General features: G+C 36.3%; 14 protein-coding genes. 8 read left to right on the forward strand and 6 right to left on the reverse strand.

Features of this window, described 5'->3' with window-relative positions; translation table 11 throughout:
• Positions 1–35 precede the first annotated feature (35 nt).
• Positions 36–587 carry a flavodoxin family protein gene (locus NSQ59_RS02485; RefSeq protein WP_340828950.1) on the reverse strand — a complete coding sequence of 184 codons (552 nt, stop codon included), beginning with the start codon at positions 585–587 and terminating at the stop codon, positions 36–38.
• Between the two features lie 108 nt (positions 588–695).
• Here NSQ59_RS02485 and NSQ59_RS02490 point away from each other — a divergent pair, with 108 nt between their 5' ends.
• Positions 696–1,577: a LysR family transcriptional regulator gene (locus NSQ59_RS02490; protein ID WP_055738097.1), complete on the forward strand. Its 882-nt coding sequence runs from the start codon at positions 696–698 to the stop codon at positions 1,575–1,577.
• A gap of 113 nt (positions 1,578–1,690) precedes the next feature.
• Here NSQ59_RS02490 and NSQ59_RS02495 read toward each other — a convergent pair whose 3' ends face one another.
• Positions 1,691–2,131 carry an Lrp/AsnC family transcriptional regulator gene (locus NSQ59_RS02495; protein WP_126647286.1) on the reverse strand — a complete coding sequence of 147 codons (441 nt, stop codon included), beginning with the start codon at positions 2,129–2,131 and terminating at the stop codon, positions 1,691–1,693.
• A 120-nt stretch (positions 2,132–2,251) separates the two neighbouring features.
• Here NSQ59_RS02495 and NSQ59_RS02500 point away from each other — a divergent pair, with 120 nt between their 5' ends.
• Complete coding sequence (locus tag NSQ59_RS02500) at positions 2,252–2,674, forward strand: carboxymuconolactone decarboxylase family protein (RefSeq protein WP_126647287.1); 423 nt, start codon at positions 2,252–2,254, stop codon at positions 2,672–2,674.
• 231 nt (positions 2,675–2,905) lie between these two features.
• Here the strand turns inward: NSQ59_RS02500 and NSQ59_RS02505 are convergent, their stop codons facing one another.
• Complete coding sequence (locus NSQ59_RS02505; RefSeq protein WP_340828955.1) at positions 2,906–5,932, reverse strand: efflux RND transporter permease subunit; 3,027 nt, start codon at positions 5,930–5,932, stop codon at positions 2,906–2,908.
• A gap of 399 nt (positions 5,933–6,331) precedes the next feature.
• Positions 6,332–7,504: an MFS transporter gene (locus NSQ59_RS02510; protein ID WP_340828958.1), complete on the reverse strand. Its 1,173-nt coding sequence runs from the start codon at positions 7,502–7,504 to the stop codon at positions 6,332–6,334.
• Positions 7,505–8,290: 786 nt separating this feature from the next.
• Between NSQ59_RS02510 and NSQ59_RS02520 the strand changes: the two genes are divergently transcribed.
• The 4 genes from NSQ59_RS02520 (at position 8,291) to NSQ59_RS02535 (ending at position 10,192) form a co-directional block, all read left to right on the forward strand.
• Positions 8,291–8,836, forward strand: a complete 546-nt coding sequence (locus tag NSQ59_RS02520; protein WP_126647290.1) for a TetR/AcrR family transcriptional regulator — start codon at positions 8,291–8,293, stop codon at positions 8,834–8,836.
• Positions 8,837–8,911: 75 nt separating this feature from the next.
• Positions 8,912–9,079 carry a hypothetical protein gene (locus tag NSQ59_RS02525; protein WP_340828964.1) on the forward strand — a complete coding sequence of 56 codons (168 nt, stop codon included), beginning with the start codon at positions 8,912–8,914 and terminating at the stop codon, positions 9,077–9,079.
• Between the two features lie 117 nt (positions 9,080–9,196).
• Positions 9,197–9,637, forward strand: coding sequence for a nuclear transport factor 2 family protein (locus tag NSQ59_RS02530; protein ID WP_340828967.1), 441 nt, complete (start codon positions 9,197–9,199; stop codon positions 9,635–9,637).
• Between the two features lie 147 nt (positions 9,638–9,784).
• Entirely contained in the window at positions 9,785–10,192 is a 408-nt protein-coding gene (locus NSQ59_RS02535) for a VOC family protein (RefSeq protein WP_340828969.1), read from the forward strand.
• Positions 10,193–10,446: 254 nt separating this feature from the next.
• Here NSQ59_RS02535 and NSQ59_RS02540 read toward each other — a convergent pair whose 3' ends face one another.
• A complete protein-coding gene (locus NSQ59_RS02540) occupies positions 10,447–11,124 on the reverse strand; it encodes an AlkZ-related protein (RefSeq protein WP_340828972.1) in 678 nt (225 codons plus the stop codon).
• Positions 11,125–11,331: 207 nt separating this feature from the next.
• On the opposite strand from NSQ59_RS02540, the gene NSQ59_RS02545 reads away from it, so the two are divergent.
• Positions 11,332–12,105 (forward strand): DUF4931 domain-containing protein, encoded by a 774-nt coding sequence (locus NSQ59_RS02545; RefSeq protein WP_055738107.1) that lies wholly within the window; start codon positions 11,332–11,334, stop codon positions 12,103–12,105.
• A 136-nt stretch (positions 12,106–12,241) separates the two neighbouring features.
• Positions 12,242–12,748, forward strand: a complete 507-nt coding sequence (locus NSQ59_RS02550; protein WP_340828974.1) for an HXXEE domain-containing protein — start codon at positions 12,242–12,244, stop codon at positions 12,746–12,748.
• 351 nt (positions 12,749–13,099) lie between these two features.
• Here NSQ59_RS02550 and NSQ59_RS02555 read toward each other — a convergent pair whose 3' ends face one another.
• The gene (locus NSQ59_RS02555) at positions 13,100–13,273 is read right to left on the reverse strand and encodes an RNA polymerase sigma factor (protein WP_083489183.1); all 174 of its coding nucleotides are present in this window, start codon (positions 13,271–13,273) and stop codon (positions 13,100–13,102) included.
• Positions 13,274–13,350: the final 77 nt, after the last annotated feature.

The raw sequence follows: 13,350 nt of genomic DNA on the forward strand, positions 1-13,350 counted from the left end.
GGGAGTTTCTCTGAACGAATATTTTGGAACCTCCATTATTTGGTTAATAATTGTAATTCATTATGAATTTGAGACGCTGTGAAAAGTGCATTTTTGTCTTGAAGTATGTCATCAGGTTTATTTCCATTTCCTATAACATATCCCGCAAAATTAATTCCCATAAAATTAAATATAAACTTAAACTGCTGAATCATAGGGAGTCCCTTAATAAGTGGATCATCTCCGCCGACACCCACTACAAAGGCTTTTTTTAACGCCATTTTTGCTTTGAAATTAGGGTAATTCTCGTCTCTCAAAGTTTGTGACCATCGATCAATGAAGTTTTTCATTATTCCTGACATGCTATACCAATATATTGGAGTAGAGAATATTAAAATGTCATGCGGAAGAATACGGTCGATTATGGAATTATAATCATCCTTCCTGTCCTGAAATCCCTCTGTTGAATGACGCATGTCTATAATTGGCTTAATATGATAATCCTTAAGGAAAATTCTCTCTGTTTCCAGATCTTGAATTACGTGTTCTGTCAGCATCTCTGTATTGCTATTTGGACGAGTTCCCCCATATATGACTGCTATTGACATTTTTTATTCCTCCTTCCTTATTTATATCTTATAATGAAATTAAAAATCGATAAAGATGATTATTTTGATTTATTCAATCGAAAAAAGCGATTATAAAAGGTGGGTATTATGGAAATTAAACAACTGATTACTTTTAAGTATGCAGCGGAAAATTTAAACTTCACCCAGACTGCAAAAATATTGAACTTTGCACAATCCAGTGTAACCGCTCAAATGAAAGCTCTTGAAGATGAAATTGGCAAACCCTTATTTGAGCGTCTTGGAAAACGATTGATTCTAACGGAGGCAGGACATCAATTTAAACAATATGCGGAAAAGATGATTAAACTAAGCGAGGAAGCCATTATGGCTGCAAACGGAAATGATGAAACAACTGGCACCATTACAATTGGAGCTCAAGAGAGTCAGTGCACCTATCGACTGCCCCCCATTCTTAAGGAGTTCAAGGCTTCCTTTCCAAAAGTGAAACTCGTTTTTAAACCTGCACACTCTGACGAGATGGCGAGAAAACAGCTGATGGAGGGGGTATTAGATGTTGCTTTTATTATGGATGCAAGTAAACCTGAAGGTTCGTTAAAAGTCGAACAACTTATCGAAGAAAAGTTAAAATTGGTTGTCGCACCAAACCATCCCAAATCAGTGCTTTCAGTGAACGATCTTAAAGATGAGACTCTTTTGCTTACAGAAGCAGGGTGTTCTTATCGTATGATGCTTGAAGACACCCTTAATTCAGCAGGGGTATACCCTTTGGATAAAATAGAATTTGGAAGTATAGAGGCAATCAAACAATGTGTCATTGCCGGACTAGGCATAGCATTATTACCGGAGATGGTAGTGAAAAACGATATTAAAGAAGGAAAAATAAAGGAAATAGCATGGAAGTCACTACAATCCCCGCTTTTTACTCATATTGCCTGGCATAAGGACAAATGGCTAAGCGCTCCTTTAGAAGCATTTATTCATTTAACTCGGAAGACATTTTTGTCATAATACTGCTAAAAAGGACTGTTTCGACAGTCCTTTGTCATTATTATGAAGAAATTCAAGGTGTATTTTTTACAATTTCCTTCTTTAAGGTGCAAGGATCTATAAAGTTAAAAAATTCAACGAGAATCGATTCTTAATTTTGTTGGGACTTGAGAAAAAATAAAATGTGTAACAGTGGATGCATATGGACTTACAGCATCAATAAATTCTTCTGCTTTGGCGAGGGTCTCAAATTGCAATTTAAGCATATAACAGGCTTTTCCGGCTACCCGGTAACAAAACTCTACATTTGGAAGACCTTCAATGAAATTCTTAAAGGCTTGATAATCTCCGTTTTTAATTGTTGCTTCTATTATACATTGGATGGGAAATCCTAATTTTTCATAATCAACTTCTAACGTGTATTTTTTTATTATCCCAAATGATTCCATCTGTCTTACTCTTTCAGTCACGGAAGGGGAAGATAGGTTAATTCGCCTCCCAAGTTCACTCATGGAAAGACGGCTATCCTCACTTAACTCTTGTAAAATTTTTTTATCAATTTCATCTATTTTCATTTTTAATAAAATCCCTTCTATTACGTTAAATATTTAATCTATAAATCAGAATTACATGTTTTATTTAATGTAAAATGAAATTTTTATACTGTATATTTAATATAACAAGGAGGTTGTGTAATGGCAAGAATTAATGAATCAGTTTACGGAGAAACACCTTTTCAGAAGCTTTTAGGACACAACAAAGAAGTGATGGAAGCATGGTCACAGTTAGGCGAAGCATTAGAAAAAGACGGACTTCTATCCTCGCAATTAAAGGAACAAGTTAGAAGAACATTAGCACAAAAAAATGGTTGTGAATATTGTAAAGCAAAAGGGAAACCCGAACCTCATTTATTTACGGAACAAATGTCTGTTGCTGTAGGTTTTGCTGAAGTCTTTTTAAAAGAAAAAGGAGATGTCCCAGATTCTGCCTTTAAAATATTGAGGGAGTATTTTTCTGAAGGGCAAATAAGTGAGCTTTGTGCATTTATTACCTTTACCACTGCACAACAGTATTTTGGTGCAATATTATCTTTAAAGCCTGCTTGGAGGAGGTTGTGAACGGAGATGCACACTAAAAGACGGAGAGATTATTTTCTTGAAATAGTTAGAGCTATTATATTTTATAAATGAAATTAAAAAGTTCCTTGTGATCAGTATAGGAGTTTGGAATTAATTGGAACTTGCGAATTGCAAACAAAGGTAACATTAAGAGTCCGAACATGCCCGTATACTGTATCATGGCAACTAACCGAAAAAGAAGCTTCTCACATGAGAAGCTTCTTTAACAAACTATACGCTTTGTGTTAACTCTGTTTTTGCAGTTTTTCGTTGTTTTTTCGATTTCCTGAAATAAAGCAGTTCATAGAACACGGGAACAATAAATAGTGTCAAGACTGTTGCTACAGCAAGTCCGCCTATAACGACAACAGCTAGCCCTTTTGAAACAAGACTTCCTGCTTCAGCGTGTGTAAACAATAGCGGCAGCATAGCACAAATGGTTGCAACCGCAGTCATAAGTATTGGACGTGTTCTTGTCGCTGCTGCTTCCACAATGGCTTCACGTATGGACATATGTTCCTCATTTTGTTTAATTTTATCAATTAACACAATGGCATTCGTTACAACAATTCCTATCAGCATTAATGCGCCTAGAAGAGCAGTCGAATCAACGGATACTCTCGAAACAACCAGACCAAGAACAGCGCCGATGGAAGCAAGTGGTAATGTCATTAGAATCGCAACAGGTGTCCGGAGTGTTTTAAATGTAATAACCATAATTAAATAAACTAAACCAATGGAAATCAGCATTACTAACCCTAAATCAGCAAAATCGCTTGCTTGCTGAGTAACTGCACCGCCTTTTACGAGCTTAACATTCTTAGGAAGGTTCAACTTATCGAGCTTCTTATCTATATCGGTTGAAATAACGGAGAGCTTTTTAGGATTTACCTCTGCACTGATGCGAATATATTCTTTTCCATTTTTATGGAGCACTGTACTGCTTTGTGTTACCTTCTCTATTTTAGCAATAGAAGAAAGGGGAACCATTCCTGTTTGGGTTGCTATTTGTATCTTATCCAAATCGTTTTTCGATGTCGGATTAAGATCGGTGTCCATCACGACGGAGGTTTCTTTTCCGCCTATTGTCATATTTCCAATTGGTGTTTTGTTCAATAATCCATTTAATTGCATTGCAATTTGCCCTGTATTAGCTTTCGTCGGGTCCACAACAAATTGATAGACTGGCTTCTTCTCTTCTGCATTGGAGGAGACTTTCTTAACACCCTTCGTCCCATCCAATAACTTAATCATATCATCGGATGCCTTTAACAGCTTTTCTCGGTCCGGACCTTCAAGATCGTAGGTAATTGCCGTTTGACTTGAACCCATAAAGGATGCTGTAGATGCTTGAATATCAGCATTTGGATAGTCTTTTTTCAATGTATTTACATCTTTCATAAAATGATCGGCATTGGCATTATCTTTCATGATAACCGTGAAAGTGGTTTGTGTAGGATTAGATACCTGACCCCATTTTGCTTGTTCTTCGCTATTTCCCTGTTGAGTGATAATAGATTGATAACCTTTTAACTCTAACAGCTTATTTTCAAAAGCGAGTCCGTTGTCTTGCACTTTTGCTATTGGTGTGTCACTTGGATATGTCATTGTAACAGACACCATCGTTGTATCATCTGCACTAACGGAACCTTTTGGAAGCACGGTATAAAGGGTAATAGAGCCTGCAAACACAATAATTGCAAAGAGTACTGGTACCCATTTATGATTGAGGTTCCATTTTAAAATATTCATATAACGCTTAGGTTCTTTATGTTCTGGAAGTTTCGCCTTTTTTAACAGACCAAATGACATTAACGGAACAACCGTTAAAGCAACTAATAGAGATGCCAAAAGGGAATAAGTAACCGTTAATGCAAATGGCAACAAGAACGCTTTTAATGAGCTTTGAATCAGACCCATCGGTAAAAACACGGCAATAGTCGTAAGTGTAGAGGATGTAATTGCCTTACCAACTTCACTCGTAGCTTGCATAACAGTCTCTCTAGAAAAGCCTTCCTTCTGTGTCTTCCGGAAAATATTCTCGACCACCACAATACTATCGTCTACTAACCGTCCAACCGCTACCGCTACTCCTCCCAATGTAAGGATGTTCAGCGTGATACCGGAGCGCCAAAGTAATAGCAAAGTAAGTCCTAGTGAAAGTGGAATGGATACAACGGTGATCAAGGTTGAACGAATATTCCTTAAGAATAGCACGATGACGATGGTCGCAAATAAAGCTCCTAATAATACCTCTCTTAGCATACTATTGACAGAGTCAACTACCATTTTCGAGCTCGAAAACAATATTTCTGCATGTTCTCCTGTACCGGATTTATTAATATCCTCTGCAACTTTTTTTATTTCCTTTCCAACCGTTACTGCACTAGCATTGCTTTCTTTAGTGATAGAAATAGCCATTGCATCTTTTCCATTGACATGGGAGATTCCTTCTTGCCCATTGCTTCTTTGAATATCAGCCACATCTTTTAAATGTACTGCCGGTGCAGCTGGTACTGTAGAAGGAAGAACAAGATTTCCTAGTTCATCTATACTTGTAATCTTTCCTACTACTTTAAGGTTACTCATTTGCCCATCAATGCTTTTATCACCTAAAGATACAGAAAGATTTTGTCCTTGTAATAAACTCATAACAGAATTTATTGATTGCTGTTTAGCGGCTAATTTTTTTAAATTCAATTTCACTTCTACAAGAGGATTATCCTTGCCGTATAGTGCGACATTGCCTACTCCCTTAATACTCTCGAACTTAGGCAAAATCTCTTTCTCTAATTTTTGAAGGTTTGCTTCCCTGGAGCCTTTATCGAAGGCAATAGAAAGTTCTGCAACGGGAATCATCGAGGTATCATACTGAATGATATTTGGTTTCGATACATTATCTGGAAGCTTTAAATTATTCATAGCATCTTCTACTTGTTTTTTCGCTTCCTTCATATCTGTTTTTGAATCAAAGGAGATGTTCACCTGTGAATAACCATCACCCGTAGTAGATAATACATCGGTTTTGCCTTTAATGGTTGCTACTGCACTTTCAATTGGTTCCGTAACCTCTTGAGTCATTGTTTGTGAATTATATCCTTGCCCTATAGTCGCAACCGTTACCTGAGGATTGTCAGCTTCTGGCATCAACTCCATCGGCAAAATAAAATAACTTCCAATCCCGAGCCCCAACGTTAAAACGGTCATGACAATTAAGGCAGCCTTATTTCGAAAGGACCACTTCGTTAAATACTTCATAAAATCTACATAACCCCTTCCACTTTTTTCTCTTTGTTTGTTATTAGTCGTAATAAAATAACAGTAATTTCCTTACCTGCCAAACAGAGTATAGCATCGTTTATTTATCGTTAAATCCTTTCACAGGTTTATTTTTATCTAAGACCTAAGACTGATGACTTTGGATGTGGTAGATTTATCTTTTATAAAATGGTGAAAGTGGGGCTGGTGATGTTCAAATTAGAACTTTTTAATAGAAAAAATTAACTCGAAAGGTTTTGAACTATTTTTTTAACATAAAGAAAAACCCCCAACGTTAGGAAGGGGGTCATACATTATTATGTTTATTTTATGCTTTATAAAAATTGGAAACTTGAATTCCTGTTCAGCACTGTGCGATATTCCGTAATAAAACCTCCATTATGCGATTTCTTCGTTCTTCATTCCTTTACTCTTAAAACTAAATGAAACCATTGCAATAAATATAGCTATCGCGACAGATGCGGCACCTATCCAACTGACGGTTAGAATCGATGAGCTTTTTGTGACGATGCCGCCAATTCCAGCGGCTGCCGCTATGGCTAACTGTATAAAGGAACCGTACAGGCTTAGTAAGATTCCCGACGCTTCTGGAGCTTGCCAGACCAGGTTATACTGCAGACCAGGACCAGATGACCATGCTGAAAAGGACCATAACATAAGCAGCGGTATAGCAGTAATTGTTGATTTAGCAATTGTAGATAATAACACAAGAGCTATTACATGAATGACCATGCCACCAATAAGTGATCGCGGAATTCCAATCCGATCAGTCATGAATCCGCCGAACTTGGAACCTATTAAAGTAGCGAGACCAAAGGCGAAGAGGGCAATACTCACCTCTCGACCGCTCATAGATGTAACGGTTAGCAGGAAGGGGGAGATATATGAATAAAGCACTGCATATCCTAATTGCCAGAAAAACGTTACACCAAGACCCATTAAGATTTTGGGGTTCTTTAACAAAACGAGTTGCTTGCTTAGAGGAACAGTCACATCGCTATTTGTGGCGGGAATCATATAAATGACAGTGAAGATTGCAAGCAAGCTAAGAACACCGATGCCCACAAATATTACTTTCCAATCATATGCAGTTGCTACAACACGACCAATTGGTACACCGACGATGAGAGCCGCACTGAATCCAATTATAACGGTACCAATAGCTCCTGCCTGCTGTCCTGGTGACGCAAGTTTTGCAGCGGCTGTTTTAGCCGCGATAGCAAAAACACCGCTGCCTACTGCAAGTATAATGCGAGAAACGATTAGAAAGCCGAAGCCAGGAAGGCTGATTGTCATAATACTGCCAATTACCATTAATGATAGTGAAAGAATTAATAATATACGCTGGTTCAATTTTGTCGTCGCCATTATGACAAGTGGAGAACCGAATGCATTGGCAATTGCAAATACTGTGATTAGTTGTCCAGCCAACGATACCGATACATTAGAGTAGGCAGCGACTTTATCTAGAATGCCTGCGATAACGTACTCCGATGTACTGACTATAAAGGTAATGAAAGCAAGTATATAAATTTTAAAGGTATTACTCATATTTTTTACAATTCACCCCTCAAAAAAATTCATTCTGGTTAGCTCGATTATTTTTTATGCTCTTTTCTGTGGAATTTAGAGACCAAATGTGTACTGATTTGGTTGGTGGACACAGGATCCCTTATTTGTGACAAAATGGGTTAATTCCTTATGTTTGCGGACACAGGATCCGTTATATTGTCAAAACGCAGTGTTTTCCTTGTGTTTTTTCGTGAATAACGGAATCTGTGTCCGCTTCCCCCTTAAAATAGGGACATTTAATAAGAATAACGGATTCTATGTCCGCTTAGGATATGAAATTATTCGCACAAAGCGATGAACATTCTCTAGATGAAGTTAACCCCCTGTAACTAAAGGGAAAATTTAGTCCTCAACATAAACTTCCCTCGCTAAACTAAAAGCAGACCATGCTTTTGGCCATCCGGCATAAAATGATAAGTGAGTAATGGCTTCGATGGCTACCGCAATTTCTGCGCACCTTCATCTGTTAATCGGCGGACAGTGGTTTCACCAATACCGCTTGAGGCTCCGGCGATGATTACAACTTTATCTATTAATAATGACATTTATTATTTCCTCCTTATAATTCGTATATTTTAGGCTTAAAGCCATTCTTATAAAATAATAGATGCAAAAAATATTCAATATTGATTGATTAATCAACATATGTCTATAATTATAAAAAGAACAAGAAAGCTTTCAATGGTTAAAATATTAAAATCCGTTGATTACTGAACAAATCACTTAAAATTGTTGATTATCTTACGGAAGTTTGGTGACTATATAATGTCGAAAGTGGATAGAAGAATAATTAAATCTCAGGAAGCAATAAAAAAAGCAGTGCTTGAACTGATGTCAGAAAAAAGCTTTGATGAAATTACGATACAAGATATTGCCGATAGAGCGAATGTGAATCGAGGAACTATTTATCTTCATTACTTAGATAAATTTGATCTGTTGGATAAACTGATGGAAGAACATATAAATAATCTAAGGGAAGCGTGCGAATGGGCATGTGATATGGAATGGGTAGATGCTACTATAGTCTTTTTTGAATACTTTGAGAGTAATTACTTATTCTTTTCGACCATGTTGGCAAGTAAAGGAGCACCTTCTTTTCGCAGTAAGTTTCTTGATTTTCTTATTGACGAGTTCAAGGATGAGGTGGACACAACAACTGGAAAAAATGATGGCCTAAGTAAAGATGTTATGGTTAAATTTGTTGGAAATGCTTATGTTGGGGTAGTGGAATCATGGTTAAAGGATGGAATGCCTTCTCCCCCTAATGTGATGGCAGAACAAGTGGGGATTTTATTAGAGAGGATTTTATAAATCAATATTATGAATAACTAGCGGGTGCTTCTCCAGAAGAAGGAGAAGTACTTTTTTTGTGGAAGTAAACAAAAAATGAGGTTTGGTAGGTGTGCGGATAGTCCATACAAATTATATGAGGTAGATCCCCATTTTATTGAGGGAATGAGTAAAGGAATTGTCGCATTCCGAATAAACTCTTCTGATCAAGAAAATATACAAGTAGCATCTCTTATGAAGAAAAATCTTCAAAAACGTAAATGAAAGTTACACCACTTTGCGTTGTTATTGCGTTAATACAAGATAGCTTTTTTAATGAATTGAAAAGGAAAATGGGTTATGGGAATAGTGAAAAAAACTAGTAGCAAAGGGGATGTGGTTATGGGTACTGTCTTTCATAACGTTCAGAGTGTGCTTGAAAATTATCAATCAGCGGTTCATGAAAAAAATGTGGAGAAATTCTTATCTACATACGCTTCTGACATTCATATTTATGATTGCTGGGAGAACTGGGAATGTATTGGTATTTCCGCATGGAGGGAAAAGGCGACGGAGTGGTTTAATAGTTTGAGTGATGAAGGTGTTTTTCTCAAAGTAGATTTTAATGATTTAGTAGTAGAAGCAGATTCGTATATTGCTTTCGTTCATGGTGCTGTTACATTCGCCGCTCATAACGAAGATTCGGGGGAGAAACTTCGTCAGATTACTAATAGATTTACATTCGGCTTAAAAAAAGAAAATGAGTCATGGAACATTAAACATGAGCATTCATCATTGCCAATCAATATAGAGACTGGGAAGGGAATATTTAATTTAAAGTAAAAACGAAGGGATTGCGGTGGCGATCCTTTTTTTGAACAAATGGACCCTGTTATTTAGCAATTGCTGGGGGATAATTTTACATAATCTGGAGGAAGAATCCGTTTATTTGTAGAATTTAGATTTATAAGATGAAAGGAGGAAAAATGAATGATTTCCCAAGACAAAGAAGGAAAAGTATTAGGTATCGCATATAACGTGATTCCAGTAGCGGATTTAGAGAAATCAGCCAATTGGTTTGTCGAACATCTGGACTTTAATATTAGACATAAAATGGAAGAGTCATTAAGTTTATTTATTGGAAATCGGCCCATTCTTCACTTAATTAAAAGTGATCATGATTCAAGAGCAGTATTTGAAGTGGGTGGAAGAAAAAAATGGGTAACTACTTTTTATACAAATGATATAGAAAGTCTTCATGAAAAGCTGCTGTCAAAGCAACTATTAGTCAGCAAAATAAGCTATGAAGGCGAGAATGGTAACTTTTTTACCTTAGAAGATATGGACGGAAATCTATATGATATCTGGGAGCATCATGATTGTGAACTAAATTTTTAAGTGATGTTAGTTTTATTAAAAATAGGTAAGCCTTAAAATACAAGGCTTAGAGCCAACCGAGCAAAAAATGGATGATCGTAAGTAGTAAAAATAAATCAAAGAGAAGGTTAATCCTGTCAGGGGTAAGTTTAATGATCCTCTAGGTATTGCATGTATTAAATCTCGTTCCAAGATACGAACTTACCCCTATTTTGTAGGAAATGAAATTTGTATAAACTATTATGATTTTATTGTTGGGCTTTCATTTTTCATTATTAAAACATAAAAATTTTAGCTAAAGCTTTCATGGATTCCGTGCTGCATTTTTCTGCAAAATACTTTTTAAGCATTTCTTTTGCCTTTTCCTTCTTAACTCCGGTTATAACAACATTATTTTTCCTTGACCAGTTGTCCATTGTTTCATAGGAAGTGCTGCTCCAGCCGTTTATCTCACCCAGTTCGTTTTGTTTTTGTTTTGTACCGGAGATCACGATATCCATGGTTCCCTGTAATTCTTGCAAGGCATGTTCAAATGACTTTTTCTTCTCTTTATCCTTCATACCAGCTTTTACCCGTAAAACCCTTGTATCTATTCCTTCCTCTTCGCTAATAATCGAGTATAAATCAAGCGCCTCTTTAGATATCATTCCATCTTCATAACGCTGCTTCACGGAGTACTCGCTTCCTAGGACCGTCTTGACTAAAGGCAGTATTTCACGAGATATGAGAATGGCTTTTTTCTTTATAAACTTTCCGTAAGCTGCGATTCCATCAACAGGAAATTGTGCCCGCCATAGCCATGGATCTAATTCTGTTCCCGTGTGCCAGTTTTGCTTCAACGTGATGGTGTCAAGGGAAGGGAAATCAGGGATGAATGAGGCGAGGGGAAGAATCCCAACTTCTTTAACAACTTGCACAGCCTCGTCATAAGTATTTATTTTATATTCCTTCAAGCTATTTTCGCTCCTTTATTTAAAAATTTCATTGCTATAAGAATTCTCCACTTTACGGATATCTCCTTTCATAAACTTCGGCTCAATAAAATAGATATTTTTTATGGAAAAAGGAGTACTCACTTACTTGTAGAATATAAATCTAAATGGAGTTTAAATATAGTAGAGCTGAAGAGAACATTTTACATAGATGAATGAGGTGATTGGATGGAAACCCAGCTATATTTTACATCCCAAATCGGAAAACAAAAGCCTGTAACCGTAACGAATAAGACAACTTCATGTCCATTCTGTAATGTGGAAGAATTGGAGAATATTATCGATCAACAGGATTCCATTATCTTTTTAAAAAATAAATACCCAACTTTACAAAATACGCTACAAACCGTTTTGATAGAAACAGATGAGTGTAATAGCGAGCTGTCGGAATATACTCAAGAACATTTACATAAAGTGATAAAGTTTGGAGTCCGTCATTGGTTAGAGCTAGAGAATAGCGGTAAATTTACATCCGTTCTCTTTTATAAAAATCATGGGCCATTGTCCGGCGGCACCATTAGGCATCCTCATATGCAAATTGTCGGGCTGAAAGACGTCGATTATAAGAAAAATATTAAGACTGAGAACTTTAAGGGAGTTACGATTTATAGAGATCCATCTGTTGATTTTAATATCTCAACCAAACCGATTATGGGTTTTCGCGAAATGAATGTAAATTTGTATGACCGGAACAAAATGAATCGAATGGCTGATTTTATTCAAAAAGCTGTTCAATATTTGTTGCATCATGCCCCGTACCGTTGTGAAAGTTATAATCTATTCTTCTATCACATAGAAAATATTATTAGTTGTAAAATAATTCCTCGATTTCCGGTATCGCCTTTGTTTGTAGGATATGTGATTCCGCAAGTATCTGATGATCTTGAGATGGTGGCCGAACAGATACGAGAACTTTGTGTAGAGAACGGATTGATTAAATGATGATAGCAAAAATGCTCAAGGCCACAAGTATACAAATATCAATTGGGAATTCAGTATCGCAGCTATTCAAAGGCTGGAGGAAGCTATCGGGCATTAAGCGTTTTGGGGGGAGATTTATATCGATAAACTAATTATTTTGCTAGTTTGGCTGTTTCCAATTATCTTTGCTATTCATGATTTTGAAGAAATCATTGTAGTGGAGAAGTGGATTGCTAAAAATAAACAGGATCTCGTTCATAAATTACCGAAACGGGCCAAGAACTTTTTTGAAAAAAATTTTGCGATGAAAACCGATCAATTTTCTATTGTAGTTTTTGCTGAATTTATTATTATTTCATTGGCCACTCTTTTTGTTTTTCTTAATGGATTCACGGGTTTTTACAAATGGTTTTATTTAGGCTTGTTCGCTGTTTTATTTCTGCATTCTTTTACACATATCGGTCAAGCAATTTTACTAAGAAGATATACCCCTGGTGTGATAACATCTATCTTCTTTCTAATTCCGTATGGTTTATGGTTTTATAAGGTTGTATGGCGAAAGAATATGATTAGCTATAGTGACATTTGGATTAGTATACCGGTGGGAGTTATTTTGTTCGCTTTATTTTTTCCTGCTTTAATGAAGGCTGCGTCAAAATATTAGATATATTAGGAGTTTATTCTTGAAATATATTTAATTTGACTGGGTAAATACGTGATTTGAAGGATGAGTTTAACAGAACAAAAGCATATTTGAATGCTTTTCTTGCTATTGGAATCAGAAATTAGACGAATTATATACCAAATTACCATTATATAAAGCTATTTATTTGCAAAATTCCTTCCTTGTAAAATTAATTCAGGCGTTTTCTTTTTAAAATAATTCAGGCATAACTCAAAATAATTCGGTCATAACTCAAAATAATTCAGTCAATCGAATGAAACGATAAAATAAATAAGGCCAAACTTCTATAACAGCTTGGCCTTCCTTCATTATTCCTGCTTTACTCGTAGTTCACCATCTTTTACGGACACCCGCGATGAAATCAATTTTCCACGCCTTAATAAACACTTCTTGTGTAAGGTCCTCTGCTTCCTCACGGCTGTTCACCATTAACAAAATAAACCGATAAATTAAATCGCTATATTCATGGAATAAATCTCCAAGCAACTGGTCTGAACTTACCATGGACGTATTCCTCCTCCAATAATCTGAACATTAGACGTAAAAGAAAGAATTTTGATTCACTTTTTTCTAAAAAAGTT

The sequence above is a fragment of the Margalitia sp. FSL K6-0131 genome (assembly GCF_038008735.1).
GTDB classification, from domain to species: Bacteria; Bacillota; Bacilli; order Bacillales; family Bacillaceae_C; genus Margalitia; species Margalitia shackletonii.